This window comes from Streptomyces sp. NPDC048192 (assembly GCF_043202415.1).
Lineage (GTDB): Bacteria > Actinomycetota > Actinomycetes > Streptomycetales > Streptomycetaceae > Streptomyces.
This window is the reverse complement of sequence record NZ_JBIDAL010000006.1, coordinates 362,680-377,035: the sequence shown is the minus strand read 5'-3', so window position 1 is coordinate 377,035 and position 14,356 is coordinate 362,680. Positions and strand designations below refer to the sequence as shown.

The 14,356-nt window shown below is 71.3% G+C and carries 13 protein-coding genes; 7 read left to right on the top strand and 6 right to left on the bottom strand.

Going from position 1 to position 14,356, the window contains the following annotated elements; genetic code table 11:
• Nucleotides 1–12: 12 nt before the first annotated feature.
• The gene (locus ACGFZN_RS15095; RefSeq protein ID WP_393858999.1) at nucleotides 13–528 is read left to right on the top strand and encodes a GNAT family N-acetyltransferase; all 516 of its coding nucleotides are present in this window, start codon (nucleotides 13–15) and stop codon (nucleotides 526–528) included.
• A 148-nt stretch (nucleotides 529–676) separates the two neighbouring features.
• Here ACGFZN_RS15095 and ACGFZN_RS15090 read toward each other — a convergent pair whose 3' ends face one another.
• Nucleotides 677–1,186, bottom strand: coding sequence for a DinB family protein (locus tag ACGFZN_RS15090; RefSeq protein WP_393858864.1), 510 nt, complete (start codon nucleotides 1,184–1,186; stop codon nucleotides 677–679).
• Nucleotides 1,187–1,238: 52 nt separating this feature from the next.
• Here ACGFZN_RS15090 and ACGFZN_RS15085 point away from each other — a divergent pair, with 52 nt between their 5' ends.
• The 5 genes from ACGFZN_RS15085 to ACGFZN_RS15065 all read left to right on the top strand — a co-directional run bounded on the left by ACGFZN_RS15085 (nucleotide 1,239) and on the right by ACGFZN_RS15065 (nucleotide 8,107).
• Nucleotides 1,239–2,024: a class I SAM-dependent methyltransferase gene (locus ACGFZN_RS15085; RefSeq protein ID WP_393858863.1), complete on the top strand. Its 786-nt coding sequence runs from the start codon at nucleotides 1,239–1,241 to the stop codon at nucleotides 2,022–2,024.
• A 1,030-nt stretch (nucleotides 2,025–3,054) separates the two neighbouring features.
• Nucleotides 3,055–3,828: an isoprenyl transferase gene (locus ACGFZN_RS15080; RefSeq protein WP_393858862.1), complete on the top strand. Its 774-nt coding sequence runs from the start codon at nucleotides 3,055–3,057 to the stop codon at nucleotides 3,826–3,828.
• A gap of 355 nt (nucleotides 3,829–4,183) precedes the next feature.
• Entirely contained in the window at nucleotides 4,184–5,509 is a 1,326-nt protein-coding gene (locus ACGFZN_RS15075; RefSeq protein ID WP_351799110.1) for a PhoH family protein, read from the top strand.
• 398 nt (nucleotides 5,510–5,907) lie between these two features.
• Complete coding sequence (locus ACGFZN_RS15070) at nucleotides 5,908–6,603, top strand: transglycosylase SLT domain-containing protein (protein WP_393858861.1); 696 nt, start codon at nucleotides 5,908–5,910, stop codon at nucleotides 6,601–6,603.
• 166 nt (nucleotides 6,604–6,769) lie between these two features.
• Complete coding sequence (locus ACGFZN_RS15065; RefSeq protein WP_393858860.1) at nucleotides 6,770–8,107, top strand: AI-2E family transporter; 1,338 nt, start codon at nucleotides 6,770–6,772, stop codon at nucleotides 8,105–8,107.
• A gap of 370 nt (nucleotides 8,108–8,477) precedes the next feature.
• Here the strand turns inward: ACGFZN_RS15065 and ACGFZN_RS15060 are convergent, their stop codons facing one another.
• Nucleotides 8,478–9,020 (bottom strand): alkyl hydroperoxide reductase, encoded by a 543-nt coding sequence (locus ACGFZN_RS15060; protein WP_393858859.1) that lies wholly within the window; start codon nucleotides 9,018–9,020, stop codon nucleotides 8,478–8,480.
• A gap of 3 nt (nucleotides 9,021–9,023) precedes the next feature.
• On the bottom strand, nucleotides 9,024–9,578 hold the full coding sequence (locus ACGFZN_RS15055; protein ID WP_393858858.1) for a peroxiredoxin: 555 nt from the start codon (nucleotides 9,576–9,578) through the stop codon (nucleotides 9,024–9,026).
• A 139-nt stretch (nucleotides 9,579–9,717) separates the two neighbouring features.
• Here ACGFZN_RS15055 and ACGFZN_RS15050 point away from each other — a divergent pair, with 139 nt between their 5' ends.
• Nucleotides 9,718–10,662, top strand: a complete 945-nt coding sequence (locus ACGFZN_RS15050; RefSeq protein ID WP_393858998.1) for a LysR substrate-binding domain-containing protein — start codon at nucleotides 9,718–9,720, stop codon at nucleotides 10,660–10,662.
• Between the two features lie 9 nt (nucleotides 10,663–10,671).
• Here the strand turns inward: ACGFZN_RS15050 and ACGFZN_RS15045 are convergent, their stop codons facing one another.
• From ACGFZN_RS15045 to ACGFZN_RS15035, 3 genes are read right to left on the bottom strand one after another with little or no spacing between them, the layout of a single operon-like run.
• Nucleotides 10,672–13,014 (bottom strand): FtsX-like permease family protein, encoded by a 2,343-nt coding sequence (locus ACGFZN_RS15045; RefSeq protein WP_393858857.1) that lies wholly within the window; start codon nucleotides 13,012–13,014, stop codon nucleotides 10,672–10,674.
• A complete protein-coding gene (locus tag ACGFZN_RS15040; RefSeq protein WP_330338046.1) occupies nucleotides 13,011–13,700 on the bottom strand; it encodes an ABC transporter ATP-binding protein in 690 nt (229 codons plus the stop codon). The genes ACGFZN_RS15045 and ACGFZN_RS15040 overlap by 4 nt, the downstream gene beginning before the upstream one ends.
• Nucleotides 13,697–14,221 carry a PadR family transcriptional regulator gene (locus ACGFZN_RS15035; protein ID WP_393858856.1) on the bottom strand — a complete coding sequence of 175 codons (525 nt, stop codon included), beginning with the start codon at nucleotides 14,219–14,221 and terminating at the stop codon, nucleotides 13,697–13,699. Before ACGFZN_RS15035 ends, ACGFZN_RS15040 begins: the two co-directional genes overlap by 4 nt.
• Nucleotides 14,222–14,356: the final 135 nt, after the last annotated feature.

Below are 14,356 nucleotides of genomic sequence, written 5' to 3'. Positions count from 1 at the left end.
ATGACCGAACCCATGGCCGACCACAAGAGCGAGTCCTTGACCGGCGCGCGTGACGAGCATGGTGAAGTGTGCCTGCGTGGCGTCACGGACGACGACCTGTACGTCTTCCTCGCCTACGAGCACGATCCGGAAGCCGTCCGGCGGTCGAGATTCACTCCCCGGCCGCGGGACGCCTTCCTCAGGCACTGGCGCGCCCGCGTCCTCGGCGACCCGGACTGCCTCGTGCGGACCGTCGCCGTGGACGGGCGGGCCGCCGGGCACGTCGTGTCCTGGACGGCGGACGACGAGCGCCGGTACGTCGGGTACTGGCTCGGGCGGCCGTACTGGGGGCGCGGCGTCGGCACCCGTGCGCTCGGCATGTTCGTGCAACTGGAGCGCGTGCGCCCGCTGTACGCCGACCCCTTCCAGGGGAACACGGCCTCGGTCCGGCTGCTGGAGAGCCACGGCTTCAAGCGCGCCGGCACCGTACGGCACGGGACCGACGAGCACGTCCTGCTCGTACTCGGCGGGCCGGGGGCCTCCCCGTGAGCGGGACCCCCGGCCCCTGGCGCCTCCGCTTCGAGCCGGCCTGGGAAGCCCTGCGCGCCGGCACCGACCTGGTGCATGCCGAGATCAACGCCCTGGCCCAGCTCCCGGCCGGCCGCTGTGCGCAGCGCGCAGGCCGCGTACGAGGCGGTCAGCCCGAGTCTGTAGCGGGCGGATGGTCGCCGGTCGCCCCGTCGGTCAGTTCGCGCAGGATGTCCATGTGGCCGGCGTGCCGGGCGGTCTCCTCGATCATGTGGACCAGGGTCCAGCGGAGGCTGACGGTGATGTCGCGCCAGGACGGGCTGCCCTGGGCGTCCAGGGGCAGCCGGCTGATGACGGTGTCGGCGGCGGCGCGGGCGCGGCCGTAGAGGGCGACGACCCGCTCGGTCGTGTCCTCGGGGGTGACCCGCATGTCGTCGTGCGGGGCGAACCACAGCGGCTCGGGCTCGCCGCCGAAGGTCTCCACGAACCAGCCGTACTCGACGGAGGCCAGGTGCTTCACCAGCCCGAGCAGGCTGGTGCCGCTCGGGGTCATCGGCCGGCGCAGCTGCTCGTCGTCGAGGCCGTCCAGCTTCCAGAGCACGGCGTCGCGGTGCCGGTCCAGGCTCGTGTGGAGTGTCTGTTTCTCTCCCGCGAGGTGCGTCGGCGTGGGTGTCGTCATGGGGGCGGAAAATAGCAGGCCCCGCGGACGGCGACCTGGGACCATGACGGCCATGGCGGAGAAGCGTTCGTTCGAGGAACTCGTGGCCGAGGGCGCGGCCGTGCCGACCGAGGGGTGGGACTTCTCCTGGTTCGGGGGGCGGGCCAGTGAGGAGCGGCCCTCGTGGGGGTACGCCGTCTCGGCGGGGGAGCGGGTGGCCGGCGCCGAGGCCGTGCTGGACATCCAGACCGGCGGCGGCGAGGTGCTCGACTTCGTCCTGGGCACCGCGGCCCCGGCCCGGCCGGTGCTGGCCGCCGCCACGGAGGGCTGGCCGCCGAACGTGGCCAAGGCGACCGCGCTGCTGCGGCCGCGCGGGGTCGTGGTGGTCGCCGCCCCGGACGACGCGCCGCTGCCGTTCGCCGACGGGACGTTCGACCTGGTGCTCAGCCGCCATCCGGTGCGGCCGTACTGGGACGAGATCGCCCGGGTGCTGCGGCCGGGCGGCGCCTACTTCGCCCAGCACGTCGGGCCGGCCAGCGTCTTCGAGCTGGTGGAGTTCTTCCTCGGGCCGCTGCCCGAGGACGTACGCTCCAGCCGGGACCCCGAGCGCGAGCGGGCCGGGGCCGAAGCGGCCGGACTGGAGGTGGCCGGGCTGCGCGCGGAGCGGCTGCGGATGGAGTTCCACGACATCGCCGCCGTCGTCCACTTCCTGCGCAAGGTGGTGTGGATGGTCCCGGGCTTCACGGTGGAGGCGTACGAGCCCCGGCTGCGCGCGCTGCACGAGCGGATCGAGAAGGACGGCCCGTTCGTGGCGCACAGCACCCGGCACCTCTTCGACCTCCGCAAGCCTCGCCGCTGACGGCTCCGCGAGCCTCGCCGCTGACGGTTCCGCGAGCCGCCCCGCCGAGGGACCTCTGCTGGGCCGTCCGCCGCGCGGGCGGTGTCCACATCGTTATCCGGTGCGGTTCACAGCGGTCCCATCCGTCACATAAGTTCAGACCAAGGTAATTCGCGTCGGCAAACCCGCGCGGTCGGTACCGCGCAGTGGAGGGGGCTGCGCGGTGCCGTGAAGCCGAACGAGCTTGCGCCGGTCCCGCAGCGGAGCCGTCAAGTCACCGTTCGCTGAACGGTTAGCCCATCAGGGGGATGCCGGGACGACTCGCCGACACGCCCGCAAGACGGTACAAAACTTTCGGATTCCTCTGAATCGGGCCGAATCCGACCGATTCTGCCTGGGAATCCGCTGTGATTCGGCCGTGAGGCGCCCCTGAATCCCGCCTTCCGTGCCCACCGGGGCGTTGCCGGGTGACTCCGGAGCGTAGTTGTCCGCCGCCGATGCACCCACCATCCCTCACGAAGGGTTATGGTGGAAGCCCCCCCTCGGGCCGGTCCGTATCCCCCCCACGGACCGGCCCGTTTTCGTTCCGGCCCTCGCCCCACTGATGGCCCCGGCCACCGTCCCGGTCATGGCCACGGCCTTCGTTGCGGCCACCGTCCCGCCCACTCGCTGGGCCATATCCATAGGGCGGGGGCCGTATGGCAGTGTGGTCCGGCGGGAACTGACGGGAACCTCCGGGCGCCGGCCCGGCGTCCCAGCCGAAGGGACCACGTCTCAGCCGAAGGGGCCACGTCTCAGTGACAGGGACCGCCTCTCCACCCGGAGGGACCATGTCCCAGCGAAAGGGACCAGCTCTCCACCCGGAGGGAGCACATCCCAGTCAAAGGGCGCACGCATCCCGGCCAAAGAGGCCACGTCCCAGCCGAAAACGCCAAGTCCCCCACCCCAGGCCCCAAACCCCGGGCCGGAGCCGAGCCCGCGGCGGGGGTAGGCTCAACGGCTCCGGCACCCACCGCACCCCCATCCCGCCGTCAGACCCCCGGAGGGCCCCGTGAACCTGCGCGACAACCTGCGCAGCCTGCTCGTCAGGCTCTACGCACGCCGGGTGGAGGGCCACCTGGACCACGCTCAGGTGCCCAAGCACATCGGCGTCATCATGGACGGCAACCGCCGCTGGGCGAAGGCGTCCGGTTCCACCACCGTCCACGGCCACCGGGCCGGCGCGGACAAGATCGAGGAGTTCCTCGGCTGGTGCACCGAGACCGACGTCGAGGTCGTCACCCTGTGGCTGCTGTCCACGGACAACTTCGACCGGCCGCAGGAGGAGCTCGTCCCGCTGCTCGGCATCATCGAGGACGTCGTGCGCACCCTCGCCGCGGACGGCCGCTGGCGGGTGCACCACGTCGGCACGATGGATCTGCTGCCGGCCGGGATGCAGCGCACGCTGAAGGAGGCCGAGGAGGCCACCGCCCACATCGACGGCATACTCGTCAATGTCGCGATCGGCTACGGCGGACGGCAGGAGATCGCCGACGCGGTGCGCTCCATGCTGCTCGACGCCCACGACAAGGGCGTCACCCTGGAGGACCTCGCCGAGTCCGTCGACATCGACATGATCGGCCGTCATCTCTACACCGGCGACCAGCCCGACCCCGACCTGGTCATCCGCACAAGCGGGGAGCAGCGGCTGTCCGGTTTCATGCTGTGGCAGACCGCGCACTCCGAGTACTACTTCTGCGAGGTCTTCTGGCCCGCCTTCCGCAAGGTCGACTTCCTGCGCGCCCTGCGCGACTACGCCGCACGTCACCGCCGGTACGGCGGCTGAACCGCACCCACCACGCCACACCGCCCCGCCGGCCACCGCGCCGGCGGGGCTTTCGCATACCCGGTTTCGCGCGGACGTAACGAGGAGTTCACCGGCACGCCGGTGGCCGCTTTTGCATGGCGGTGCATGTTCGAGGGCATAAGCCAGTCAGGTCGACACCCGAACCACGGGTGTCGGATCTCAGCGGGCGGCACGGGGCCGTCCGCCCGGGAGGCCCTTTGCACCAGCCCGATCGTGCGGTCACGGCACGGACGAAGAGGCAGGGGGCCGGTTCGCGGCCCGCGCAGGGCGGCCGTCGACCGGTCCAGCTCGTTCTCGTCGCTCCCCGACCTCATCCGAGGGGGTACGTCCTTCCGTGGTGACCAGCACAAAGCGCCACAAGCCAGACCGGCGCACCTACGTTCTCGACACCAGCGTCCTGCTGGCCGACCCGAACGCCCTGACCCGCTTCGACGAGCACGAGGTCGTGCTCCCCATCGTGGTGGTCACGGAACTGGAGGCCAAGCGGCACCATCCCGAACTCGGCTACTTCGCCCGCCAGGCCCTGCGCCTGCTGGACGACTACCGGGTGAAGAACGGTCGCCTCGACGCCCCCATCCCGATCGGGGAGCTGGGCGGGACCGTCCGTGTCGAGCTCAACCACTCGGACCCCAGCGTGCTGCCCACCGGCTACCGCCTGGGGGACAACGACTCCCGCATCCTCGCGGTCGCCCGCAACCTGCAGGCCGAGGGATACGACGTCACGGTCGTCTCGAAGGACCTGCCCCTGCGGATCAAGGCGTCCTCCGTCGGACTCCTCGCGGAGGAGTACCGGGCCGAACTCGCCATCACGGAGAACTCCGGCTGGACCGGAATGTCCGAACTGACGCTCTCCGGCGAGCAGGTGGACATCCTCTTCGAGGAAGGGCACCTGTACGTCCCCGAGGCCGCCGAACTGCCCGTGCACACCGGTCTGACCATCCACTCCGAGCGCGGCAAGGCGCTCGGCCGCATCACGGCGGAGGGCAACGTCCGCCTGGTGCGCGGCGACCGGGAGGCGTTCGGCATCAAGGGCCGCAGCGCCGAGCAGCGCATCGCGCTCGACCTGCTGCTCGACCCGGACGTCGGGATCGTCTCGATGGGCGGCCGGGCCGGCACCGGCAAGTCGGCGTTGGCGCTGTGCGCCGGCCTGGAGGCGGTCCTGGAGCGCCGCCAGCACCAGAAGGTGATGGTGTTCCGCCCGCTGTACGCGGTCGGCGGGCAGGAGTTGGGCTATCTGCCGGGCACCGAGGCGGAGAAGATGAGCCCGTGGGCGCAGGCCGTCTTCGACACGCTCTCCGCGGTCACCAGCCGCGAGGTCATCGAGGAGGTCACCGCGCGCGGGATGCTGGAGGTCCTGCCGCTCACCCACATCCGGGGCCGCTCGCTGCACGACGCCTTCGTGATCGTGGACGAGGCGCAGTCGCTGGAACGGAACGTCCTGCTGACCGTTCTGTCCCGGATCGGCGCCAATTCGCGGGTGGTTCTGACCCATGACGTGGCACAGCGGGACAATCTGCGCGTCGGCCGCTACGACGGCGTCGTCGCCGTGGTGGAGAAGCTGAAGGGACACCCGCTCTTCGCGCACGTCACGCTGACCCGGTCCGAGAGGTCCCAGATCGCGGCGCTTGTGACCGAAATGCTGGAGGACGGCCACATCTGACCCTCCTCGCACGGCAATTGGCGCCGCCCGGCAAAGGCCCAGAGCCTAGCCGGGCGGCGCCTCGGTGTGTGGAGCTTTCCGGAAATCCCCTGGGCCAAACGGGATGTGAGCTTTCACACGCAACACAGAATTGCCTCCCGGCGTCCGGTTACGGCAGAGTCTCAGTCCTGTCAGGCCCCGCATACGACACACCTGTACCCCCAGCGGTACGGCACCGCATAAGCACCAACTCCATAGAGTTCGTCGTATGCCGCCCGCGCACCACGCGGCCGCTCCCCGCAGGGGGAGTTGCCCACCGGGCCCGTGCCTCCCGTGACCCCGCAGTTGGGAGGCCAGTGTCAGGGGCACGATTGCGTCCGCCAGGGTCACCGAAGCGGGCGATGCTGGAAGGAAACCGTGTGAGCCGGATTTCGGTCCGGGGATTCGCAGTGGCCTCGGCCACCGCGGTCACCGCCGTCGGAAGCGTCGTCGGAGTTGCCTCGGGCAGCGTCGCGCAGAACAACGACGCCGAGCCGACGGCCGCCGACACCACGCTCCTCGCGGACATACCCGCGGGTCAGCAGGCCCAGGTGCAGTCCGCGTCACTGACGCAGCAGGCCGACGCCCAGGCCATCGCCGCGGACGCGAACGCCAAGAAGGACGCCGAGGAAGCGGCCCGCAAGGCTGCCGCCGAGACCGCCATCGCCAAGAAGGCGGCGGCCGAGCAGGCGGCCAAGGAGGCCAAGGAGCGCGCCGAGGCCAAGAAGGCGGCCAGCCGCGACAGCGCCCGCGACTCCTCCAGCTTCCCGGTCCAGAGCAGCTACACCGTGGCGCAGATCCAGGCGATGGCGCGTCAGATGGTGGCGGCGGACCAGTTCCAGTGCTTCAGCAACATCGTGAACAACGAGTCCAGCTGGAACTACCAGGCGGTCAACGCCTCCTCCGGTGCCTACGGCCTCTTCCAGGCCCTGCCCGCCGGTAAGTACGCCTCCGCCGGCGCCGACTGGCGCACCAACCCCGCGACCCAGATCAAGTGGGGCCTCAACTACATGAACAGCCGGTACGGCAGCCCTTGCCAGGCCTGGTCGTTCTGGTCGGCCAACCACTGGTACTAGACCGCCACGGGTACCGCACCGCACGGTCCTCTCCGGTCGCACTCAACTTCGCGCAGCCCCTCCCCGTCCTCAGGGGAGGGGCTTTCGCACTGTACGGTCGTACCGGATGCCTCCAGGGGGAGGAGTGGTGGCCAGCACGCGGGGACGCGGGGGAAAAGGACGGATCATGTCGCGAGTGCCAGGGTGGCTCGGCAAGCTCGGAGCCGGTCTCACCGAGATCAGCGAGCGCCTGAACGAGCGGCGCGCGGAGGTGGAGCGCGAGCACGCCCCCGACCCGGACCTTCCGGACGCCCCGCGGCCTGCGCCCCGCTCGGCCGCCCCGGACGCCGCCGAGGCCGTCGTCGTACCGGCCGTCCGTCGGCCCGCGCCACCGGCCGGACCCCGCCCCGACCCCGTCGAGGCCGTGCCCTGGGGGGTGCGGGTCGCGGCCGAGGCCGGGTGGCGGCTGCTGGTCCTCGCCGGCACCCTCTGGGTCCTGATGCGGATCATCAGCGCGGTCCAGCTGGTGGTGTTCGCCTTCGTCATCGCCCTGCTCGTCACCGCGCTGCTGCAGCCGACGGTCGCCCGGCTCACCCGCCGCGGGGTGCCGCGCGGCCCGGCCACCGCGCTCACCGCGATCAGCGGGTTCGTGGTCATAGGGCTGATGGGCTGGTTCGTGACCTGGCAGGTCATGGAGAACATCGACACGCTCTCCAACCAGATCCAGTCCGGCATCGACGACCTGCGCGACTGGCTGCTGAAGAGCCCCTTCCACGTCACCGACAAGCAGATCAACCAGATCGCGAAGAACCTGCGCGAGGCGATCGGCGCCAACGCCGACCAGATAACCTCCGCGGGACTGGAGGGCGTTCAGGTCATCATCGAGGCCCTCACCGGCATCCTGCTGGTGTTCTTCTCGACGCTGTTCCTGCTCTACGACGGCAGGCGCATCTGGGAGTGGTTCCTGAAACTGGTGCCCGCCGCGGCCCGCCCCGGCGTGGCCGGCGCCGGCCCGCGCGCCTGGAGCACGCTGACCGCCTACGTCCGCGGCACGGTCCTGGTCGCCCTGATCGACGCCATCTTCATCGGCATCGGCATCTACTTCCTCGATGTGCCGATGGCCGTCCCGCTGGCCGTGTTCATCTTCCTGTTCTCCTTCATCCCGCTCGTCGGCGCGGTCGCCTCCGGCGCGCTCGCGGTGATGGTGGCGCTGGTGACCCAGGGCGTCTTCACGGCCGTCATGACCCTGGTCGTCGTCCTCGCGGTCCAGCAGATCGAGGGCCATGTGCTGCAGCCGTTCATCCTGGGCCGCGCCGTCCGCGTCCACCCGCTGGCGGTCGTCCTCACGGTCGCGGCCGGCGGCATGGTGGCCGGCATCGGCGGCGCGGTGGTCGCCGTACCGCTGGTGGCGGTGACGAACACGGTCGTGGGGTATCTGCGGGTGTACTCCGAGGAGGTGGCCGCGAGCAGGAGCGAGCCGTCAGCCGTGGAGGACGACCAGCAAGACGAGCAACAGGACGGCTGAGGCGGCACCGGCACGAGCGTCGGCGGGACGACGGCGAGCCGTGGCCGGATGGCCGGCAGCTTGTAGACGACGAGCAGCACGGTCAGGGAGACGGCGAACGCGAGCGGCAGCGCCGTCGGATTCCATCCGGTGAAGCAGAATCCCTCGGTCGTCCGGCAGAGCCGGTCGCTGTGGTGCTCGGCCCAGGAGAGGTAGGCACCGGCGCCGACGGCCGGCACCGCTCCCGTGACGGCCGCGCCCAGCACCCGCGGAAGGACGGGCCGTGGCTCCGTGCGGGGCAGGGACGGGGCTCGGGCCTTCGCTGTCGACGGCTGGACGTGCGACGGCCCCCGCCCGGGTTCGGGCAGGGGCCGTGATGCGGTGGGCGCGGTTACTCGGCCGACTCGGCCAGCACCGCCTCCGCGTCGAGGGTGACGCCGACCGCCTGGATCACCGAGGCGATCTTGAACGCCTCCTGGATGACCTCGCGTTCGACGCCGGCCTTGCGCAGCACCTGCTCGTGCGAGTCCAGGCACATCCCGCAGCCGTTGATCGCGGAGACCGCGAACGACCACAGCTCGAAGTCGACCTTCTCCACGCCCGGGTTGCCGATGACGTTCATCCGCAGACCCGCGCGCAGGTTGCCGTACTCATGGTCCGACAGCAGGTGGCGCGTCCGGTAGAAGACGTTGTTCATCGCCATGACGGCGGCGGCCGACTTGGCGGCCTGGTACGCCTCCGGCGACAGGTTCGCCTTCGCCTCCGGCTCCAGCTCACGCAGCACGATCGGGGACCGGGAGGCGATGGCGGTCGCCAGCACCGTGCCCCAGAGCGCCTGCGCGGGCAGGTCGGAGTTGCCGATGACCGAGCCCAGGTTGAGCTTCAGGTCCTTGGCGTAGTCGGGTACGCGGGACTTCAGCGAGTCGAGCGACATGGGTCACTCACCAGCCAGCAGCGCGACCGGGTCCAGGGTCTCGTCGCCCTTGCTCCAGTTGCAGGGGCACAGCTCGTCGGTCTGCAGGGCGTCCAGGACCCGCAGGACCTCCTTGGGGTTACGGCCCACGGAACCGGCGGTGACCATGGTGAACTGGATCTCGCGGTTCGGGTCGACGATGAAGACGGCGCGCTGCGCGAAGCCGTCCTCGCCCTCGATGCCCAGGTCGCGCATCAGCTCGTGCTTGGAGTCCGCCATCATCGGGAACGGCAGGTCGGTCAGGTCCGGGTGGTCCTTGCGCCAGGCGTGGTGGACGAACTCGGAGTCGCCGGAGAAGCCGAGGATCTGGGCGTCGCGGTCGGCGAACTCGTCGTTCAGCTTCCCGAACGCGGCGATCTCGGTCGGGCAGACGAAGGTGAAGTCCTTCGGCCACGCGAACACCACCAGCCACTTGCCCTCGTAGGACTTGTGGTGGATCTGCTCGAACTCCTTGCCCTTCTCCAGCGAGACGCAGGCGGTCAGTTCGAACTCGGGGAACTTGTCACCGACAGTGAGCACACGCTCTCCTTGCAGCGAGGAAGGACCCCTCGTGAGGGTCCATCCCATGGGTTGGACTTCGCCGATGGTGGCACAGGGTGCATTGATTCGTGAAATAGCTACAATCGGTCGAGTTGATCGGAGGTAGCTATCAGTGACCGTGGGTAATGGCAAGCGGAGGCAGCCGAGCCTCGCGCAACTGCGTGCCTTCGCCGCCGTGGCCGAGCATCTGCACTTCCGGGACGCGGCGGCCGCCATCGGGATGAGCCAGCCCGCCCTGTCCGGGGCGGTCTCGGCGCTGGAGGAGATCCTCGGGGTGACCCTCCTCGAGCGTACGACGCGCAAGGTGCTGCTCTCGCCCGCCGGCGAGCGGCTCGCCGTACGGGCGAAGGCGGTGCTGGACGCGGTCGGGGCGCTGCTGGAGGAGGCCGAGGCGGTCCGGGCGCCGTTCACGGGCGTCCTGCGCCTCGGGGTGATCCCCACGGTCGCGCCGTACCTGCTGCCGACCGTGCTGCGGCTGGTCCACGACCGCTATCCGCACCTCGATCTGCAGGTGCACGAGGAACAGACCGCCAGCCTGGTCGACGGCCTGAACTCCGGCCGTCTCGACCTGCTGCTGCTCGCGGTGCCGCTCGGCGTGCCCGGAGTCGTCGAACTGCCCCTGTTCGACGAGGACTTCGTGCTGGTCACCCCGCTCGGCCACCGGCTCGGCGGCCGTGAGGGCATCCCCCGCGAGGCGTTGAAGGAGCTGAACCTGCTCCTCCTCGACGAGGGCCACTGCCTGCGCGACCAGGCCCTCGACATCTGCCGGGAGGCGGGCCGCGAGGACGCGCCGGTCACCACCACGGCCGCCGGGCTGTCCACGCTGGTCCAGCTGGTCGCGGGCGGGCTCGGCTGCACGCTGCTGCCGCGTACGTCCCTGAAGCTGGAGACGACGCGCAGCAGCCAGCTGCTCACCGGGTACTTCGCCGAGCCGGCCCCGAGCCGCCGCGTCGCCTTCGCCATGCGCGCGGGCGCGGCACGCTCCGCGGAGTACGAGGAGCTGGCCGCCGCGCTGCGCGGGGCGCTGGCCGCGTTGCCGGTCAGGGTGCTTCAAGCGCCCTGACCGGGACGGTCATTCGGTGCGCAGCCCCTCCGGCCGCATCATCCGCACCAGCGGCGGCAGGCTGAGCAGGGTCACCGCGAGGACCACCGCCGCCCCGGCCCCTGTCATCGACAGCAGGCTGGGCCAGTCCACGCCGACCGACGCGCCCGCCATCTTCAGCAGCACCGTGCCCAGCGTGAGCCCCACGGCGGCGGCGAGCAGCAGGCCGAGGGCGATCGGGACGGTCGTCTGCCACAGCACCGACAGGCTCAGGGTGCGCCGCCGGGTGCCGAAGGCGACCAGCGAGGACAGCAGCTTGCGCCGCTCGCGCAGCTGCTCCAGCTGGGAGACGAGCAGGCTCAGCCCGATCAGCACCAGCACGCAGACGGCGCCGACGGACGTACCGGTGCGGATGGAGGTGAACTTCTGCGACCGCTCGGTGGACGCCCACACCATCGCGTCCGCCAGCGGGTCGATGCGGGCCGCGGTGTTGCGGACGTACTCGTGCACGTCCGGCACCGTCTCGTCGACCTTGAGGTACACCGACCCGGTCAGCACGCCGGCCATGCGCCCGGACAGCGCGGCCGGGGTCATCAGCACCTCGCTGTCCGCGATGCCGTTCGGCCCCTTGACCGCGCGGGCCTGCTTCAGTGCGTGCGGCACGGTCCACCGGATGTCGGGTCCGCGGCCCGCCTGGTCGCTCGTGTCGAGGTGCAGGCTGCGGCCCGGCCGGACGAGCGCGTCGACGTCGGAGTCCCGTTCACCGCCCTTCGCCACGAAGGCGTCCCCGTCGCGGCAGGACGGCAGCTCGGCCACCGTGCGCAGCGCGGCGCAGCTGCCGACGGTGAGGTCGACGCTGTGGGCCGGGCCCTTGTCGGGGCTCCAGCGCGCGTCGCCCAGTTCGGTGCTGCCGAGCGCGACGGCCCGGCGGACGCCCTTGGTCGAGGCGAAGGCCTGCGTGGCCGGCGCGAAGGGGATGCCCCGCGAGAGGTTGACCTGCATCTGCCACTGGTCGGGGTCCTGGTGGGTCTGCTTGGTGTAGTCGCCCTGGATGCCCGCGAACAGCATCTGCAGCGCGATCGCCCCGGCCACCGCGACCGCGATGCCGTTGACCATGCGCGCCGCCGAGCCGGTGCTCAACTGAAGCCGCCTTACGGCCAGTTGCCAGGCCACCGGGCCGCGTCCGAGCCGGGCCACGACGGCCTCGACCGCCCACGGCAGCAGCGCGGTGACGCCGATGAGCAGCAGCAGGACGCCGGCGATCACCAGGTACTCGTTGAAGGCGCCGTTGTCGCGGCCCTGTCCGATCATGGGCGCGAGGCAGGCGACGCCGCCCAGCGGCAGCAGCAGCCGCCACCACAGCCGGCGGCGGGCGGGCCGGGCCGTACGGACCACGCCCAGCGGCTCGATCACCACCCCGCGCAGCGCGAACAGCGTCACCAGCACCGCCGCCGCCGGAACGGCGAGGGCGACCAGCGCGGCCAGTGCGGGCGAGGGGTCGAGGTAGTCGGGGAACACGCTGATGTCCATGATCTCGACGGAGCCCGCGAGCTGCCGGCCGAGCAGGAAGAAGCCGGTGCCGAAGACCAGCCCGACGAGCGATCCGGCGAGCGCCTCGCCGGCCGCGATCCGCCGGGTCATCCCGCTGTCGGAACCCACCAGCCGCAGCGCGGCAAGCCTGCGGTCGCGCCGCTCGCCGCCGAACCGCACGGCCGCGGCGATGAACACGGCGACCGGCGTCAGCAGCACCACGAAGACGACCAGCACCAGCAGGATCAGCACCGGGTCGAACCCGTCCCGCTGGGCCGCCGGCTGCGGCCCGAAGTGGGTGATGCGGGCCGTCCGCCAGCCGTCGAGGCGCGGGGCGAGGTCCTTGGCGCCGGCGTAGTAGGCGAGTTCCTGGGAGCCGACGAGTCCGGGCTCGGTGATGGTCCCGGCGATCCGGTACGGCAGCCGCTCGCGCAGCAGCCTGCCGTCCGCCGAGGCGAGCAGGCGCTTCAGCGCGGGGGAGACGACCATCTCGCCCGGCGCGGGGTACGCGCTGAGGCCCGGCGGGAGCGGGGCGCGCGGGCCCTCGGGCTCCACCAGCCGGCCGCGCACGTCGCTGCCGCGGAAGGTGCTGTCGGCGTCGGAGATCACCAGGGTGTTCGCGCCCTTGGGCTGGTAGGCGCCGTAGGTGTAGTCCCGGCGGTCCTGGTTGCGCTGGTCGCGGACCGCGAGCGCGGTCGGGATCGCGGTCGTCAGCAGCAGCAGCGCCACGCCGAGGCCGACGCCGACCGCCGTCAGCAGCACCCGGATCCAGCCCTCGCGCCCGCCGGTGAAGGCGAACCGGACGCCCATCGCGAGGTCCCTGGACCACTGGCGGGCCTTCATATGGCGCGCTCCATGTCCCGGGACCTGCCGTCGCGTACGACGATCTCGCGGTCCGAGTACGCGGCCACCCGGGCTTCGTGCGTGACCAGCACGACGGCCGCGTTGGTGGAGCGGGCCGCGTCGGTCAGCAGTTCCATCACGCGCTCGCCGTTGAGGGAGTCGAGCGCGCCGGTCGGCTCGTCGGCGAAGATCACGCGGGGTCCGGTGACCAGCGCCCGCGCCACCGCGACGCGCTGCCCCTGGCCGCCGGAGACCTCGCCGGGCCGCTTGTCCTTCAGGTCGTCGACCTCCAGGCGCTCCATCCAGCCCAGCGCCGCCTTCTCGGCCGCCCTGCGGGACGTGCCGTTCAGCCGCAGCGGCAGGGCCACGTTCTCGGCGCAGGTCAGCTCCGGCACCAGCTGGCCGAACTGGAAGACGAACCCGAACTCCGAGCGCCTGAGCGCACTGCGCTGGGCGTCGCTCATCCCGGTCAGCTCACGGCCGTCGTAGGTGATGGACCCGGAGTCGGGCGGCACGATGCCGGCGAGGCAGTGCAGCAGCGTCGACTTGCCGGAGCCGGAGGGGCCCATCACGGCGACGACCTCGCCGGGGTGGATGGAGAACTCGGCGCCGTCGAGGGCGACGGTGGGGCCGTAGGCCTTGTGCAGGTCCTCGGCGGCGAGCAGGGAGCCGGCGGGAGCGGTCACCGGGCCACCTCCGCGCGGAGCTTGTCCAGGCGGGCCGCCGTCAGCTCCAGCCAGCGCAGGTCGGCCTCCAGATGGAACAGGGCGTGGTCGCAGATCAGCTGGTCCGCGAGGTCGCCCTTGCGCTTGCGGTCGGTCAGGATCCGCATGCTGCGCAGGTGCTCGGCGCGCTGGGCGTCGAGGATGGTCGAGGCGTCGCGGTGGGTCAGCAGCGCGAGGACGACCTTGGTGTAGAGGGTCGACTGGAGGTATTCCTCGGGCTTCTCCGGGGTCGCGAGCCAGCGTTCGACATCGGTGATGCCGGCGTCGGTGATGGCGTACCGCTTGCGCTCGGGGCCGCCGCCGGCCTCGATGCCGTCGACTTCGACGAGGCCGTGCTTCAGCAGCCGGGACATCGTCGAGTAGACCTGGCCGTAGTGCAGCGGCCGGTCGTGACCGAACTTCTCGTCGAAGGCCCGCTTCAGGTCGTAGCCGTGGCGCGGGCCGGCCTCCAGGAGTCCCAGAAGGGTGTGACCGATGGACATGCACTGCACTCTACACACGGTGTATACGCCGAATGTATACGCGGAGTGTGGAGATCATGGCCCGCTGTACGGCCGCGCAGGTGGCGGCCGATTGTCACGGTTGTGGAACAGGCGGCGGGAGGCGGGCTTTTCCGG